This window comes from Flavobacterium sp. NG2 (assembly GCF_034119845.1).
Lineage (GTDB): Bacteria > Bacteroidota > Bacteroidia > Flavobacteriales > Flavobacteriaceae > Flavobacterium.
Genome location: NZ_CP139420.1, coordinates 3,912,927 through 3,930,648, shown reverse-complemented (window position 1 = coordinate 3,930,648; position 17,722 = coordinate 3,912,927). Strand labels below are relative to the sequence as shown.

Sequence of the window (17,722 nt, the reverse complement as noted above, 5' to 3'; positions counted from 1 at the left end):
TAGGTTAGATTATGAAAAGAGTAATTTATTTGACTTTAGTATTGCTTACTTTATGTGCAAATGCACAAGACAAAGTGATTAAGTTGTATAAAGGGAAAGTTCCAAATAGTAAGATTGCTCTAGATTATAAAGAAACTGGAGATATTGCCAAAGACAATAATTTACGAATCAGCAAAATAACCGATCCTGAATTGTTAGTTTTTTATCCCCAAAAGAATAAAAGTAATGGAACAGCAGTTCTTATTTGTCCTGGGGGAGGTTATGGTATTGTATCAATGACTAATGAAGGTTATACTGTTGCTCAAAAACTAATAGAAAATGGGATTACCGCTTTTATTTTGAAATACCGGTTACCATCGGATGAAATTATGGTCGATAAAACGATTGGTCCGTTACAAGATGCGCAACAAGCTCTAAAGTTAATTAGAGAAAATGCTACCGAGCATCATATAGATGGTACTAAATTAGGAATAATGGGATTTTCAGCAGGAGGTCATCTTGCCTCAACAGCGGGAACACATTTTAATCATGTAGTAATTGATAATCCAAAGAATACCAATCTTAGACCTGATTTTATGGTCTTAGTCTATCCTGTAATTTCATTTGGTGAATTTCAGCATAAAGGGACTCGAACACGATTGATAGGTGAGAAACCGTCAGAGGAACTGATTCATTTATATTCAAATGAATTGCAGGTAACCAAGGAAACGCCTTTGACTTTTTTAGTTCATGCTGCTGATGATAAAGCAGTACCATTTCAAAACAGTGTGAATTTCTTCCTGAAATTAAAACAAGAAGGTGTTAAAAGTGAAATACATATTTACCAAGAAGGCGGTCACGGTTTTGGCTTAAATAATAAGACTACTAAAGAATCGTGGTTTGACTCGATGTTAAATTGGCTAGTCTTGAATAAGCTCATTCTATAACAACACTTTCATTGAACAACAAAAGTCCAGTTTCAATTGGATTTTTTAATCATAACAGTATAAATTTAGTTTACTATCATTTTGTCGGTTTGACCACCGATGAGCTTGTATATGCTTTGAATTTACGCCTAAATCGGCCTATTTTCATAGATATTTACTCAGAGATACTTTTCAAATACGGGAACAGACAACCCTATTGGTTAAAATTCTAAAATTTGTACAACTAAACTATTAACTATAGCATTTAATAATGAAAAAAGTATTTTTAATTGCCCTTGGCTCATTCATGGGGTTGTGCCAACTAACAACAGCACAAGAAAAAGTTGCCAAAAAACCAAATATATTATTTGCCATCGCAGATGATGCGGGTTGGAAGCACTTTGGAGCCTATGGATGCAAATGGGTAAAAACTCCTGCTTTTGATAAAGTAGCAAAAAACGGAATTTTATTCAATAACGCCTATACACCTAATGGGAAATGTGCTCCCTCTCGTGCTTGTATTATTACAGGGCGCAACAGTTGGCAACTAGAAGAAGCAGCCAATCATTCACCTGATTTTCCAGCAAAATTCAAAACTTATGCCGAGGCTTTAATAGACAATGGCTTTTTTGTTGGCTATACAGGCAAAGGATGGAGTCCTGGAAATCCTGGTACGGTAAATGGAAAAGAAAGGGAATTGACAGGACTGGCATTTGATGAATTCAAAACACCCCCACCGACCAAGCAAATTTCTAATAACGATTATACTAAGAATTTTGAAGCATTCTTAAAAGCAAGACCTAAAAATCAGCCTTTCTGTTTTTGGTATGGAAGCAAAGAACCACACCGCGCTTATGAATTTATGTCGGGAGCAAAGGTTGGCGGAATGGATATCAATTCGATTGATGAGGTGCCTAGTTTTTGGCCTGATAATGAAGTGGTTCGTAACGATATGCTGGATTATGCTTTCGAAATCGAATATTTTGACAAGCATTTGCAAGGAATTCTAAAATTATTAGAAGAAAGTGGCGAATTAGAAAATACAATTGTGATTGTCACTTCGGATAACGGAATGCCTTTTCCACGTGTTAAAGGACAGGTTTACGAATATTCCAATCACTCGCCTTTAGCCATTATGTGGCCAAACGGAATCAAAAATCCAGGAAGAGTAGTAGAGGATATGGTGAGTTTTATTGATTTTGTTCCTACTTATTTAGAAGTAGCGGGTATTTCAGAAAAACAATCGGGAATGGAAAAATTAACGGGAAAGAGTTTGACAGATATTTTTTATTCTGAAAAATCAGGAATAGTCAATAAAAAGCGCAACTTTCAAATGGTGGGCAAAGAGCGTCATGATGTAGGTCGTCCTAATGATGAAGGTTATCCGGTGAGAGGAATCATCCAAGACGGTTTTCTATACCTGCATAATTTTAAGCCAGACCGTTGGCCAGTAGGTAATCCAGAATTAGGATACTTAAACTGCGATTCTAGCCCAACAAAAACTGAGGTGTTGAACTCTCGAAGAAAAGAAGGCATCATGAAATATTGGGAGTTGAATTTTGGAAAAAGAGGAGATTACGAATTGTACGATATTAAGAAAGATCCTTTTTGTGTCAACAATTTAGCATCTGATGAAAAGTATTCAAAATTAATGGCAAGCATGAATAAAGCGATGACCAAACAGTTAATCAAAGAAAAGGATCCAAGGATTTTAGGAAATGGAGATATTTTTGATAAGTACTTATATTCCGGAGATGGAGTCCAAAATCTATACAACAATTATATTAATGGTAAACCCTATAAAAAAGGAAGAATTAATAAAGAAGATATTGATTTAGATGTAATGGATAAAAAAGAGCCAGTTAATGATGTAAATCTTAAACAAAAAATGAAGCAATGAAAATAGTATTTTTCACATTCTTTTGTTTGTTGGGTTTTGGAACGGTCAGTGCTCAAATCAATAAAGATAAAGCGGTAGAAGTAATTCTTTTAGCAGGACAATCCAATATGGCTGGAGCGGGGAATTACACAGCACTTGATTCATTAGTGAAAGAAAGAGTAATCAAAGTTGCTAATCGAGTGATGATAAGTAATTCTGGAAATCCACTAAAACCTTTATCGTTTTATTTATCGAAAGGGCATAAAGAGAAATATGGTTTTGAAGAAGCTTTTGGTCCTGAGTTGATGATTGGTGTAACATTGGCAGAAAAAAATCCGAATACTCTTTATTTATGCATTAAAAGAGCTCAAGGAGGAACGGCATTATATGGTGCTTGGAATCCAGAATGGACAGCGGAAAAAGCCATTGAAGTAGAAGCGGAAGGTTTTAAAAGAGAATTGAAATTGTATTCCAATTTTATTAATGACATTAAAGTGAATTTAAAAAGGCTAGATGATAAAGGAATAAAATATAAGATTATTGGAATGGTATGGGAACAAGGTGAGAATGACGCAGCCAAAGAAGTTTCGACTTTGAGTTATGAAGCTAATTTAGCGAAATTGATAAACGGTATTCGAACCGAATTTCATGTGAACGATATGCCTTTTGTACTAGGGCAAATAAATTCACACTACGGAAATTTTCCAGCTGGACCTGAAACGGTTCGTACTGCTCAGGAACATATTACCCAAGTATTGAAAAATGTAGCCGTTATAAAAACTACTGCTAACGAGCCTTATGACGATTTCCCTAAACATTCGGATAAGGTGCATTATAACGAAATTGGGCAATACCGTTTAGGAGTCGCTTTTGCAGAAGCATTGTTACAAATGAAAAATCAGAAATAATTATAGTTTGTTTTTAATAGATAAAAAAATGAAAAAATCAGTTGTTGCTTTGGTGTTTTTGATGGCACTACAACTAAGTTTTGCACAAAAGAAACCCAATGTTATTCTATTCTTTGTAGATGATTTAGGATGGGCAGATGTGGGCTATAGAAATCCAAAATTCCATACACCTAATATCGATAAACTGCGTCAGGACGGAATGGATTTTAGCCGTGCTTATGTAGCTACACCTACTTGTAGCCCAAGTCGTGCTTCGATTTTAACTGGTAGAGAACCTGTTCGTTTTCAAATGGTGCGTCATGTAGATGATGGTAATAAAGCTGATTTTGATGACAAAGGAAACTCCATCAACGATTTTAGTTTATGGCCTACTGATCCCGTGCAAATGCCTTCGATTAATATGTTGCCATTGAAAGAGGTAACTTATGCGGAACGTTTGAAAGAATTAGGATATTATAACTTTTTCTTAGGGAAATGGCATTTGGGAGATGCTCGATATTATCCAACAAAACAAGGATTTGATGAAGAGTACGGCGTATGTAATTATGGACATCCAAAGAATTACTACCCTCCATTTTTCAAAGATGTAAACCCTTTGGCTAGTTTTGATAACACAGATGTATATTTAGAAACCGTTTTGGCTGATAAAGCGTTAGATTTTATTTCAAATTATAAAAACGATAAACCATTTATGCTTTCTTATTTTCATTATGATGTACATGGTCCACAAATAGGTAGAAAAGACTGGGTAGAGCAATATAAAAAAGAAGGATTAAAAGGTAAGGATGCAGAATATGCTGCGATGATTTCGGCTGTGGACGAATCTGTGGGTCGCGTTAGAAAAGCATTAATCGAAAAAGGAATTGCTGATAATACGGTAATTATATTTACTTCTGACCAAGGAGGATATTTCAGTAACGCCCCTTTGAGTGGAGGAAAAACAGGAGGAAATACCTTAGGTGAAGGAGGAGCGAGAGTACCGTTTTTATTATATTATCCTGGGGTGACCAAAGCGAATACGGTTTCGGATATTCCAATTCAAACTACAGATGTTTTTCCAACATTAATCGATATTGCCTCAGGAAAAGAATGTGCAGACAAACAAGTAAACGGAAAAAGTTTGATGCCTATTGTAAATGGTAAAAAGTTTAAAGACAGAAGTTTGTATTTCTTCCGTAGTTACGAAGATCAATATGCTGCCGTGATTGCGGGTGATTGGAAATTGATTAAGTACCACAGTGGAAAATTCCAATTGTTTAATATCAAAAATGACATTTCAGAGCAAAAAGATTTGATTAATACGGAATTGAAAATGGCTGCAAAATTGAAAAAAGATTTGGCTAAATGGGAGAAAGAAGCGGTTCCAAATTATAAAAAAGCGTAATTATAGAGATATGATGATTTTAAAAAAAATACTACCACTGGCATTTGCTTCACTTTTGAGCTTTTCAGCCATTGGGCAGAGTGAACTCAAAAGACCCAATATCATTTGGCTCATGGCCGAAGATATGAGTTTGGACTTAGAGTGCTACGGAATGGAAGCTGTAAAGACACCAAATCTTAATAAAATGGCTGCCGAAGGGGTTCGTTATGATAATTGTTTTGTAACCAACTCAATATGTTCGCCTAGTCGCTCAGCGATGATGGTAGGAACACACCAACTCAAAATCAATGCACATAACCACCGTTCTAATCGTGATGTACCGTTGGATTCTCGTTTCAAACCTTTCACGGCTTTACTAAGAGATGCGGGATATACAACGGTTCTAGGAAATCATGCCGTAATGGGATTAGGTCGTAAAACAGATATGAACTTTAAGTCTGAAAACATAGGTCCTTGGGATGGCAAAACGCAATTTGGATTGTTTGATAAATACGATCATTTTGAAAATGACAGAAAGCCATTTTTTGCTCAAATTCAGTTGCTAGCCAGCCATCGTGGCGATTGGTGGGATGAGGTAAGAAGCAAATCAAAGCACCCCGTTGACCCTAATAAAGTGAAATTACCATCATATTTGGCTGATGATCCTGTTATCCGTTTGGACTGGGCGAAATATTTAGACCAAATCGAATTTTTGGATAATGAGGTGGGAATGATTTTCAAAGAATTGGAAGAAAAAGGATTGGCTGATAATACTATCGTGATTTTTATAGGCGATAACGGAAGATGTAACATAAGAGGAAAAGGTTATCTCGCTGATTCAGGTTTGCGAATTCCTTTAATTGTTCATTATCCTCAAAAGTATAATGGTCCTCATGTGAGTAAAGAAATCGTTTCTGCGGTAGATATTACAGCAACTATTTTGGATTGGGCAGGCGTAAAAGTACCTTCTTATATGACAGGCAAATCGATTTTAGATAAAAAGTATAAAAACGATTATGTCTATGCAACACGCGATTTGTGGGATGAGATTGAGGAAAAATCAAGAGCAGTAACCTCTGATAAATGGAAATACATTCGTAATGATAAACCTGAAATGCCTTATGATGCACACCAAGCTTATCTAGAGTTTTACCGTCCTGCAGTGCATATCATGCGCAAATTGAATGAAGAAGGAAAGCTGAATGAAGCTCAAAAGCCTTTCTTTGCTAAAACCAAACCTGTAGAAGAGTTGTATGATTTAGAAAAAGATCCAGAGGAATTACACAACCTCGCTTTCGATAAAAAATATGCAAAAGTTTTAAAGGAATTGCGTAAAAAGACGCTTTGGTATGACAAAAAAATGAAACCAGTGAGTGATGTGTATCATCCAGAGGAAGCCGATGCTGTAGCAATATTGGCTTGGGTTAAAAAAGAAAGACCAGAGTTGTACCAACAAATGCTTGCAGGTGTTGAAATTGGATTCAAAAAAATGGGAAATCAATACAAAGCAGCCAATAAAAAATCTACTAATACAAAACAAAATAAAAAGAACGATGAATAATTCCTTTTTGAAGAAAGCCCAGAGGCATATTTTATGGAGTTTTATAGCAATTTCTTCGGTTGTAACGGCTCAAGAAACGAGTGTAAAACTTGATTTTAATAAAGATTGGAAATTTACAAAAGTGAACGCTAAGACGCTTTCAGATAGCGATTTGATACAATCAAACTATAATGATGCGAATTGGGAAAAAGTAAGTTTACCGCATACAGCGAATATCGAACCATTGATTGTTAACAACCAATGGCAGGGCATTTGTTGGTATCGTAAAGCATTCAAGGTCGACGCTTCCGCAAAAGACAAAAAAGTCTTTTTAGAGTTTGAAGGCGCTATGAATATAGCTAAAGTTTGGATTAATGGAGTAGAAGTAGCCAACCAACAAGGAGGTTATTTACCTATTTTAATTGATGCTTCAAAGTTTGTGAAATTTGGAGAAACCAATACCATTGCCGTAAAATTAGACAATACAGACAATCCTGTAACAGGTCCAAAACCACTTAAGATATTAGATTTTAATATGTATGGTGGTTTGTATCGTAATGCTTGGATGACATACAAAGAGAAAGTATATATTTCACACCCTTTGTTGGCTAATAAAATTGCAGGAGGTGGCATTTTTGTGAGTTTTCCAAAGGTGACAAAAGAATCTTCGGATGTGGCCATTAAAACACATTTGCTTAACGAAACAAATGAAAATCAAAAAGTAGATTTGGTTCAAACGGTATTTTTCAAAGGAAAGAAAATTGAAGAAATTACTTCTCAAAGGAGTATTCCTTCCAAGGGAGAGGTGGAATTGAAAGCTACTGTAACAGTTCGAAATCCAAATTTATGGTCACCTGAAAGTCCTAATTTATACCAGTTAGAGACTAAAGTTTTGGTAAATGGTCAATTAAAAGATAAAGAGACTACCACTTTCGGAATTCGTTCGCTAGAATTTAGAGGAACCGATTTGTATGTGAACGGTGTAAAAACCTTTTTACGTGGTGTCAATCGCCATCAAGAATATCCGTTTATTGGTTATGCCCTTTCAGACAATGCGCAATATCGTGATGCAAAAAAGATAAAAGACGCTGGATTCAATTGCATCCGTTTGTCACATTATCCGCAATCGCCAGCATTCTTAAAGGCTTGTGACGAATTAGGATTATTTGTGGTAGATGCAATTTTAGGTTGGCAATATTATGCTGAAAATGAAGCTTTCAAGAATTTTTGCTATGAGTCGGCTACGAACTTAATTCGTCGTGACCGTAACCATCCGTCTGTAGTTTGTTGGGAAGTTTCACTGAATGAAACCAAGATGCCGATTCCTTTTATGGAAGAATTGAACCGAAGAGTACATGAGGAATATCCAGGAAGTCAGGCTTTTTCTTGCGGATGGATGCCTGAGGTATATGATATTTTCTTTCAAGCCAGACAACACCGAATCCTTCATCCAAATGAAAACAAGGGAATCAAACCTTATTTCGTTTCTGAATATGGAGATTGGGAATATTATTCAAGCAATGCAGGTTTGAACCAAGACAAAATGCCAAAAGGCATGCGACTAGAAAAAAGTAGCCGTCATTATAGAAAAGAAGGTGAAGCGGCTTTATTGCAACAAGCCTATAATTTACAGGAATCTCATAATGATAATTTAAATACGACTGCCTTTGGTGATGGGTATTGGGTAATGTATGATTACAACCGTGGTTATCATGATGATATTGAAACATCAGGGATTATGGATATTTTCCGTTTGCCAAAATTTGGTTTTAATTTTTATGAAAGTCAAAAAAGTCCATCTGAAGCAGTAGTTCTTAAAATCGCAAGTTATTGGAATGCTACCTCTGATTTGAATGTAAAAGTATTCAGCAATTGTGATGAGGTTGAATTATTTGTAAACGGAAAAAGTATTGGCAAACAAAAACCAGATAATGATAAAAACACAACAAATCTATCCCATCCGCCTTTTACATTTAAGGTGAATCAATTTGAAGCTGGTGAATTAAAAGCAGTTGGGTTCATTAATGGTAAACAAGTTGAAACCACAACGGTAAAAACTCCAGAAGCTGCTGCAAAATTCAAAATTTGGATTGATGAAAGTGGTAAAAAAGCGCAAGCAGGAGTCAATGATGTTGTTTTTGTGTATATCGCAGCAGTGGATAAAAATGGTACCATAGTCCCAGATTTTAATGAAAAAATAGACTTTTCAATCCAAGGAGATGCCAAACTGATGAATCTAGGTGGTGTAAATGCCGAAGCAGGAATTGCAACAGCAGTAGTGCAAATAGGAGATAAAAATAGTAAAATTTCATTCTCGGCAACTTCAAAAGATTTAAAGGGGAAATTGAGGTTCAAACCTCAAAAATAAAATCATAAAATAGCTGTTTTCTTCATGGTATTGAAGGAAATTTTTGAAGACAGTAGTAAACTTAGTTTACTACTGTTTTTTTTTGTTACCGTGCTTATTAAGAATATAAACTCATAAAAGCAATAAAACGCTTATTATTATCTAGTTTAAACTAGGTAATCTAGAATAATGGGGTAAAAAAGTGTTATAAAATGGTAATTTTTACCATTAAAATAGTTGATAAAGTTTGGTAATTTGTAGGTCTAACTAAAAAACAAAATAGAATGTTTAACTATTTAACGAAACTAAAAATTATGAAAAATAATGATCCTTTCAAGATGCGAAAGACGAGTCTTAATGTGTTACAATCACTAAGTATTATGTTGAGTTTGTTCTTTCTTTCTAGTTTTTCATCAAAAGAAAATCAATCCCATAAAAGTAGCAATTCAGAGATCGTTATTGAAAATCCAGCTATCAAAGTTAGCGTTGATAAAACCACGGGTTCTTTTGCAGTATTGGAGAAAAAGTCAGGTCAATTATGGCAATCTGATCCTTGGGAAAATGCGGCCGGTATCTTAGAATTGAGCGGAAATGACGGAAAGAAACAAAGCGTCAATATTTCTAAAAGTAAAACGATTACGGTTACTAAAAAAAGTAATTTAGTAATTACGATTGACTTTAAGAATCCAGTACTGGAGAAGGATGTGGTAGCCGAAGAAGTAAGTATTCAAACTGAATTACGATTAGATACCAAAGAAGGAAAATTAGATGTCGAAATCGTTTCTTTTAAAGGTGGAAAATTCAAATTATTAGAATTAAAATATCCTACAAGAGCTTTTAGTTTAGAAACAGATGTTGATAAAGGGGCAGTTGTTATTCCTCAAAAGCAAGGTGTTATAAGTCCGTCTTATATTTTTCCTATGAATGGTGGTGCTTTTTGCCGATGGGATGATGCTACTTATTTGGCAAAATCAACTGGAACCTTGGATTTATTTAATGCTTCAGGTTTGTCGATGCCATGGTGGGGAACTTACAATGAAAAATCAGCCGTTATTGGTATAGTTGATGAAGCCTCAAGACCCAAAATGTTTTATAACATTAACAATAACGGGCAATATTTATACAATCCAGAAGGGAAAATGTCACCTAATAAGCGAATTGCATTTTTAGACCCTGTTTGGAATTTGAAGAAGGCAAATGAAAAGAAAATAATTAGCTATCAGTTTATTTCAAAAGGAAATTATGTTGATATGGCTAAGGTATATAGAAAAGAAGCCATCAAAAGAGGGTATTTTGTATCGCTAGAGGACAAAGCTAAAAGAGATCCAGATGTTAAAAAATTAGCAGGAGCTGTTTATATGGGCGTTTACGGTGGTTACCCTCATTATGTGAATATGCCAGGTATGGCATTTACATTTGAGCAACTGCAAAATATGATAAAAACTACGCATGATGAGTTAAAGGTAGATAATGCTTTCTTTCATGCTTGGGGAACGTTTTCAAATTTTGTTCCTAATTGTTGGCCTATTAGTGAAGCTTTAGGAGGTGTTTCTAAATTAAAAGAAGCGGTTGATTTGACTAAGAAATATGGTTATTTGTATTCATCGTATCATGCTTATTCGGCAACTTTAGAGAATGATCCAAAGTTTGATACAGGTTTGTTTGCAAAAGATGCTAATGGTAAATTAAAAAATACGGGAAGCCGTTGGGCTAATATTGATCAAAACAAGCAGTTAAGTTTGGCTCAAAAGAATCTAGAAAAAGAAATTGAAGCCTTAGGTCTTGAAGCAGATATCACAGATATTTCTTTTTCTTATTTTGCAGATGAAGATAATACAGGTTGTTTTAATCTAGCTAAATACCTTGATTCTAAAAACTTGGTAAACGGAACGGAGCACGGTCAGCAACAATATATTCCTTATTTTGATATGTTTGAAGGGATGACCTATTTGAATTCTAATTTATCTGAGATTTCACATAGAGCACCTTTGTTTAATTTGGTGTATCATGATGCAATAGCTGTTTTTGGAAAAATTCAAGATCCTGATAATCAAATTTCTGAAAATGGAGATTTTAGAGTGAAGTCATTACGAAATATGTTATTTGGAGTTGGTTCTACAATTTTCTTCTCGCCTTATGAATTTGATGGTATGAAAGATATGATTAAGATGGCGAATCAATTAGTGTGCCCAGTAAATCGCGAAACATTCTTTTCAGAATTAAAATCTCATGAGTACTTAAGCCCTGATTTTAATTTACAAAAATCAAAATTTACTTCAGGTACAGAAGTGATTGTGAATTTAGGTCCAGTGAAGCAAAAAACAAAAGAAGGATTGGAGATTCCTGCTTTTGGATACCAAGTCACCTTTAAAGATGGTAAGGTTAAGAAAGGAAGTTTTCAGTTGAGTGTTAATTAATTTTCGACTAGTATATTTTTTAGGTATTACACTTATTTACTGGTCCCCAAAATAGTTAAAACTATTCACTTTAGTGCATTTCGCTTTAGCTTCTAAAATTTTTTGCCACAGATTATAAAGATTCAAAGGATTAATCTGTGCTAATCTTTTTAATCTGTGGCTAATTATAGCGTTTTCAAATGCAGACTTTTAGTCTAACAACCAAATCTATGGGCTTTCAGTCCATAGTGGTTTATTTGTAGAAAAAGCAGCTTGTTTTCAAGCTGCTTTTTTTGTTTGTATTAATGTGATTATACCTTTTGAATGCTAAAATAGGGGGTGTTTTTGAAAATGAAAGGTAAAAAAGTGTTAGTAAAGGGTAATTTTAGTAGAAAAAAACTTGAGTTTGTTTCTTTACTTTGTGTATTGAATATTTTTATTTTTTATAAACATCATAAAAATAAGTTATTTTTTTTATGATAATAGTAAAAAAAAGCATAAAAATAGTAGCGCGAGATACATTGCTAAGGCTTGTTTATATATGCAAATTAGCTTTCAATTGTGTTCAAGGTTAAAAAAGTTAACGCTAGGGTGTGGCTTTTTGATTTTAGGGTGTGATGGCGTGTAAGTGTCAAATTTATTTTTAAACTAAACTAAACCAATATATGAAAGCAAAGTTTTTAAGAGAATTAATAGATTATGGTTAATCTGTTGATGGGTAATATACCTAATGTTTTAAGTTATGAGGAAGAAATTATCTGGTGATTGTTTCTTTAAATTTTAAGATTGGTTTTGATAATAGATTAAATCAGAATTGTTTTAAAATTAATAGTAGTAAAAAATAATAAACTAAAATCAACAAAATGAAAATGAAAAAAAATGATAAACAAAAAAGTGTACTAGGACGTTTTTTGTTTCTTACTCTACTAACGTTGTTTTTTAACGTTGCCGCTCAAGCTCAAGTAGGAGTGGTTCAAGGAACCGTTATAGGGGAAGAAGACGGTATGCCTATTCCAGGTGTAACTGTAATTGTGAAAGGCGCAACTAAAGGTACAGCTACTGATTTTGATGGGAAATATGTTATTAAAGCAAATGAAGGAGATTTACTCGTTTTTAGTTATATCGGAATGACGACTAAAAACGTAAAAGTAACTGGAAAAACTTTAAATGTAAAACTGAAATCAGCTACTCAAGATTTGAATGAAGTTGTGGTAATTGGTTATGGTACTGTAAAGAAAAAAGAGTTAACTGGAGCTGTAGCGAGTGTTAAGTCGGAGGACATAGTAAATCAAGTTACTTCAGATTTAGGGAATGCTTTACAGGGACAAATATCTGGTGTGAATGTCGTGAGTTCAGGTGAGCCAGGGACTAGTTCAGAGATTTTGATTAGAGGTATTACTTCGATTTCGGGTTCCAATACTCCTTTATACGTAATTGATGGTATTGCTCAAGAAGGGGATCCAGGAATTAGTCCAAACGAAATTGAATCTATCGATGTACTGAAAGATGCTTCTTCGGCAGCAATTTATGGTACTCGTGGAGCTGCTGGGGTAATTTTGATTACAACTAAAAAAGGAAAAGCAGGTGCATTAAGTGTTAAGCTTGATGCAAGTAAGGGATTTGAAACTTTGGGAGAAGGTCATAAGTTACTGAATGCTGTTGATCAAACCTATGTGGATATGCTTTTAGCTAGAAATGTGGCGGGAACGGCTGATAGTGCTATCAATTTAGCTCCATTGACTAATGCTGCTGATAGGTTTCAATATGATAATGATATCTCAAGAATGCTATTTGTAGATAATGCAGGAACTCAAAACTACAGTATCAATGTAAGTGGTGGAAGTAATGATTTAAAATATTCTTTTATTGGAGGTTTCTTTGATAAAAAAGGGGTTATTTCAAGATCAAGCTTTCAGAGATTTAATTCAAGATCTAATGTAACTTACAAAAAAGGTAAATTTTCAGCCAATATTGGAATAGGAATGACAAAAGAGTTTACGGATAGAGGGGCTTCTAATACGATTAGTCAGTTGATCCGTTATCAGCCAACTCAGCCAATATTATCTCTTGAGGCAGATGCTTTGGATTTGTTTGGAGGTAATGATTTTAATACCAATGTTTCGTTGTTGACCAGTCTTAATTCATTAGATGAGGCTAAATCAACAAGAGCGTATACTAATATTGAATTAGGGTATGATATTATTAAAGGTTTAAATATTAGTACTCGTTTTGGAGTGAATGATTTGAATTTTGAACGTATGAGATTTAGACCTAGTCAATCTACTTTTGATGTGCAAAGAAACTTAGAGGTACTTCAGCCAAGTTCAATTTCTGAAAACGTTCAAAGACGTTATGCAGTGACTTGGGATGCGACTTTAAATTATCAAACTACTTTTGCGAAAGATCATAAATTGACTTTAACAGGTGCTTTGTCATCAGAAAGATTTGACTATGAGGAGATAACGGTTTCAAAAGCTGATATTTCAGATAATAATATTACTGTATTGAATAGCGCAACAGGCGTAGCATCAGCTATTTCAGGTCCTGATTATACAAACAGACTGTCAGGTATGATAGGAAGGATGCAATATGATTATAAAGGGAAATATTTGTTAAGTTCAAGTATACGTAGAGATGGTTCTTCTCGTTTTGCAGAACAAAACCGTTGGGGATTGTTTCCATCTGTATCTGCGGCTTGGAATATCTCTGATGAGAATTTTTTCAAACCACTTAGTAGTGTAGTGAATAATTTTAAACTACGTTTAAGTAGTGGTACAGTAGGAAATCAAAGTTTTCAAGATTATTCGTTTAGTACAGCTATTTATAGAGATTTGGCTTATGCCTTTGGTGATGGTGCTGTTGCTACTTCAGCAATTCAAACAACAATTGGAAATCCTGATGTGAAATGGGAAACTTCTATTCAAAAGAATATCGGTATTGATTTAGGTTTTTTCAAAAATAAACTGACAGTTACTGCGGAGTATTATCAAACTGATAAGAAGGATATGTTGTTTAGCTTAACAGTTCCGCCTAGTGTAGGTTTAGATGATTCATCCAATGGTGGAGGAGCTCCTAATTCAATCAGAAGCTTAAGTAATAATAATCAAGTGGTATTAAATATTGGTAATATGACTAATTCTGGTTATGAGTTAGCTGTAGGTTATCGTGATAGAATTGGTAAATTAAAATATAGAATGAACGGTACTTTTAGTACAAACGAAAATAAGGTTACAAAAATAACTGATGGATTTAATGGTCCAATTTTGACTAGCGATAACGGAATTGTACCTGGAGGAAATGCTACAACAAGTCAAATTACTGCACTTGCAGCAGGATATGAAGCTGGAGCTTATTTTGTGTTTGCGACTGATGGAATTGCAAATACACCAGAAAAATTAGCTCAAGCGAATACTTATTTTACAAATCGCCAATTCAAAATGGGAGATTTAATTTATAAAGATGTTGATGGTGATGGTATATTTCAGTCTGTAGGAGATAGAGTTTATGCAGGTAGTGGATTGCCTAAATATGAAATAGGATACAATTTAAGTTTAGAGTATAATAATTTTGATTTTTATCTAAATATGTATTCTGCTTTAGGTCATGAGATTGTAAATGGGGCTAGAGCTACCGCTATAGGATATGGTAGAAGTCAAGAAATTTTGAATTCTTATTCTGATGTGAATCCAAATGGGACACTTCCAGCTTACAGAGGGATTTTCTCAGCACATCCAAATTACCAACCTAATACAGAATTATTTATTGAAGATGGTTCTTATTTAAGAATTAGAAATATAACCTTTGGATATAATTTATCTAAGAAAACGACTTCAGCTTTAGGAATCAGTAAATTTAGAATTTTCTTAACAGGGCAAAATTTATTCACTTTTACTAAATATACGGGGTATAACCCAGAGGTAGGAGGGAATGTTAACTCGAGAGGATTGGATAAAGGGAATTACCCTTTAACAAAAATGTATTCAGTTGGTTTGAATTTTAATTTTTAATTTTTTAATGATGAAAAGATATATATATAAATGTGCTTCTGTGTTTTTGATTCTTGGACTGTTGAGTTCTTGTAATCCAGATTTGACAGAAACAAATCCAAATTTCACAGACTCAAGTAGTTTTTGGAAAAATTTAAATGATACTAACAGTGGTTTAACTGCTGCTTATGCGACTTTATTGTCTCAGTATGTATTTAATTTACGAGAAGAAATGGTACGTTCGGATATGGGATATTTTTCAAATGTAAGACCTGATCCATTTTTAACTGGTGACCTTGCGTATACGTTTTGGTTTCAGAACTATAGTAATAATAACTTCTTTATAGACCGTCATTGGGCGGCTTGCTATAGAGGGATTTTTAGAGCCAATCAAGTTATTGAAGCTTTAGAAAGGATAAAACCTACTACTACAGATACTCAAAAGTGGATCTATCAAATGGCTCAAGCTCGTTTTTTAAGAGGTTTGTTTCATTTTTACTTACACACTTCATTTAACAAAGGGAAAATTGTTATTGAAGACCATACACCTGTGACATCTGATGATTTTTTCAAATCAGTTTCTTCGTCAGAAGATGTATTAAAGTTTTTTAGAGCAGATTTACAATATGCCTTCGATAATTTACCAGCTACTAGACCAGCGGAAAAAGGGCGTGCTACGAGAGCTGCTGCTGCAACAGTTTTAGGTACTAGTTATTTATATCAAGGGGAGTATTTATTAGCTGAAGGTTATTTTAATGATGTAATTGGTAATACTAATTACAGTTTGTATGGAACTACAGCTTCGGGTAAGGATCCTATTGCTATGTTCTATACTGTAAACGAGTTTAATAGTGAGTCTATTTTTGAAGTTAACTTTGATGGCGCTTTTAGACCAGAATTAGGGAATTTTGATGAAGAGAGTACTACTAATAGATTGGCTTTTTTAAGTTTCTCTCAAAATTTATGTTTTACAGCTCCTGCTTGGGTGGCTTATGCTTATAAAGCAGAGCCGATGGATCCTTTGGACGCAAGAAATCATATTGGGGGTGTTATCACGAATCCGCTTAGGGGAGTGCCATTAAGAGCCTCGGCTATGGTTACTTTGCCGGAAGATCTTCAAACACCTACTTACGGAGTGCCTGCAGTTATTGATGCTTCGGCAGGTCTAACTCTTTTTGCAGCAAATGCTACCGCACAGCCAAGAGTTTTTGCATATTATAAAAAATATTTAAATGTGGATATTTTTACAGCTGAAACAGCAAATACATTAGGTGCACAGAAATCATCTAAAAATTATATTGTACATAGATTGTCTGAAGTGTATTTAATGCAAGCGGAGTGCTTGATAAAAAGAGGTGCTATTAATGAAGCTTTGGCACTTATTAATAAAGTTCGTGCTCGTTGGGGATTAAAGTTATATGGTATTACAGGTGAATTTGCAGGGACACGTACTTATGATGGTGTTGTTTATACTGCAACTACATTGATGGATAAATTAATGTTTGTTGATAAACCTTTAGAAACTTCAGCAGAAGGTCACGCAACTCGTTTTACAGATTTGAGAAGATGGGGAATATTAAAATCTAATTTTAGCAACTTGGCTTCAAAAACCTATTATACAAATGATTTTAAGTATGCAAAAACTGTTAATCCAAATATAGGAACTCAAGTAACTAGATTTAAAGCTTCAGTTGTTGATGAAGCAAATAAAGTAAGTACAAGTTTGCCTATTCCTAATGAGTTTGCAATTCCAGCTCAAAACTTCGTTGAAGGAACTAGTGAATATTTACCATTACCAAGTAATGAGGTGGGTAGAAATCCTAATTTATCTAAATAATTAAAAAGAAGAAAATGAAAAATATAGTAATAATAGCAATGTTTTTAGGATTGTTTTTTACAAGTTGTGAAAAAGAATCGCTAACACCCGATCCTGAATTTTCTGATGTAACCTGGTATTCAAGTACTCCGTTAAGTGTTACTGCTCCAATTACAATTCCAGCTGGTAAAGCTTTGTCAATTTTTGATTTATCACAGGGAACTTTATCGCATGAGTGGAAAATTAAGGAAGGATCTCATTTTTTGAAATCAGGTTTCAAAAATGTAAATACAGTACCTTATCCAGATTTAACTCCTTATATCGATGCAACAAAAGGGTTGGTAACAACTGATGCAACAGTTTTTATTTATTTCCCAACTGCCGGTGATTATACTGTGACTTTAAGAAATACTTATAAAGATAAAGTTACATACAAAGGGACTACGCCAGTAGATGCTGTATTAGTTGATGGTGTGTGGGTTTTTGAACAGGTTTTTCAAGTTAAAGTATTAGCCACGATTGTTCCATAATTTTGAGTAAAGTTTTTTGTAGTTAGTTTTTTAGAGGCTATCACACTTTCTA

General features: G+C 34.2%; 10 protein-coding genes. All 10 read left to right on the top strand.

Annotated elements, in window-relative coordinates; genetic code table 11:
• Positions 1-11: 11 nt before the first annotated feature.
• The 10 genes from SLW70_RS15810 (at position 12) to SLW70_RS15765 (ending at position 17,670) form a co-directional block, all read left to right on the top strand.
• Positions 12-926 (top strand): alpha/beta hydrolase, encoded by a 915-nt coding sequence (locus SLW70_RS15810; RefSeq protein ID WP_320889621.1) that lies wholly within the window; start codon positions 12-14, stop codon positions 924-926.
• 250 nt (positions 927-1,176) lie between these two features.
• A complete protein-coding gene (locus tag SLW70_RS15805; RefSeq protein ID WP_320889620.1) occupies positions 1,177-2,805 on the top strand; it encodes a sulfatase in 1,629 nt (542 codons plus the stop codon).
• Complete coding sequence (locus tag SLW70_RS15800) at positions 2,802-3,692, top strand: sialate O-acetylesterase (RefSeq protein WP_320889619.1); 891 nt, start codon at positions 2,802-2,804, stop codon at positions 3,690-3,692. Before SLW70_RS15805 ends, SLW70_RS15800 begins: the two co-directional genes overlap by 4 nt.
• 28 nt (positions 3,693-3,720) lie before the next feature.
• A complete protein-coding gene (locus SLW70_RS15795) occupies positions 3,721-5,076 on the top strand; it encodes a sulfatase (RefSeq protein ID WP_320889618.1) in 1,356 nt (451 codons plus the stop codon).
• A gap of 10 nt (positions 5,077-5,086) precedes the next feature.
• Positions 5,087-6,616: a sulfatase gene (locus tag SLW70_RS15790; RefSeq protein WP_320889617.1), complete on the top strand. Its 1,530-nt coding sequence runs from the start codon at positions 5,087-5,089 to the stop codon at positions 6,614-6,616.
• On the top strand, positions 6,609-8,963 hold the full coding sequence (locus tag SLW70_RS15785; protein ID WP_320889616.1) for a glycoside hydrolase family 2 protein: 2,355 nt from the start codon (positions 6,609-6,611) through the stop codon (positions 8,961-8,963). Before SLW70_RS15790 ends, SLW70_RS15785 begins: the two co-directional genes overlap by 8 nt.
• Positions 8,964-9,256: 293 nt before the next feature.
• Positions 9,257-11,359, top strand: a complete 2,103-nt coding sequence (locus SLW70_RS15780) for a DUF5696 domain-containing protein (RefSeq protein WP_320889615.1) — start codon at positions 9,257-9,259, stop codon at positions 11,357-11,359.
• Positions 11,360-12,201: 842 nt separating this feature from the next.
• Positions 12,202-15,345: a TonB-dependent receptor gene (locus tag SLW70_RS15775; protein ID WP_320889614.1), complete on the top strand. Its 3,144-nt coding sequence runs from the start codon at positions 12,202-12,204 to the stop codon at positions 15,343-15,345.
• Positions 15,346-15,355: 10 nt separating this feature from the next.
• Positions 15,356-17,161, top strand: a complete 1,806-nt coding sequence (locus SLW70_RS15770) for a RagB/SusD family nutrient uptake outer membrane protein (protein ID WP_320889613.1) — start codon at positions 15,356-15,358, stop codon at positions 17,159-17,161.
• Between the two features lie 14 nt (positions 17,162-17,175).
• Positions 17,176-17,670: a hypothetical protein gene (locus tag SLW70_RS15765; protein WP_320889612.1), complete on the top strand. Its 495-nt coding sequence runs from the start codon at positions 17,176-17,178 to the stop codon at positions 17,668-17,670.
• Positions 17,671-17,722: the final 52 nt, after the last annotated feature.

Excerpts from the sequence above, each read along its gene's own strand:
- SLW70_RS15810 (WP_320889621.1), top strand. The coding sequence starts at position 12 with ATGAAAAGAGTAATTTATTTGACTTTAGTATTGCTTACTTTATGTGCA.
- SLW70_RS15805 (WP_320889620.1), top strand. The coding sequence starts at position 1,177 with ATGAAAAAAGTATTTTTAATTGCCCTTGGCTCATTCATGGGGTTGTGC.
- SLW70_RS15800 (WP_320889619.1), top strand. The coding sequence starts at position 2,802 with ATGAAAATAGTATTTTTCACATTCTTTTGTTTGTTGGGTTTTGGAACG.
- SLW70_RS15795 (WP_320889618.1), top strand. The coding sequence starts at position 3,721 with ATGAAAAAATCAGTTGTTGCTTTGGTGTTTTTGATGGCACTACAACTA.
- SLW70_RS15790 (WP_320889617.1), top strand. The coding sequence starts at position 5,087 with ATGATGATTTTAAAAAAAATACTACCACTGGCATTTGCTTCACTTTTG.
- SLW70_RS15785 (WP_320889616.1), top strand. The coding sequence starts at position 6,609 with ATGAATAATTCCTTTTTGAAGAAAGCCCAGAGGCATATTTTATGGAGT.
- SLW70_RS15780 (WP_320889615.1), top strand. The coding sequence starts at position 9,257 with ATGAAAAATAATGATCCTTTCAAGATGCGAAAGACGAGTCTTAATGTG.
- SLW70_RS15775 (WP_320889614.1), top strand. The coding sequence starts at position 12,202 with ATGAAAATGAAAAAAAATGATAAACAAAAAAGTGTACTAGGACGTTTT.
- SLW70_RS15770 (WP_320889613.1), top strand. The coding sequence starts at position 15,356 with ATGAAAAGATATATATATAAATGTGCTTCTGTGTTTTTGATTCTTGGA.
- SLW70_RS15765 (WP_320889612.1), top strand. The coding sequence starts at position 17,176 with ATGAAAAATATAGTAATAATAGCAATGTTTTTAGGATTGTTTTTTACA.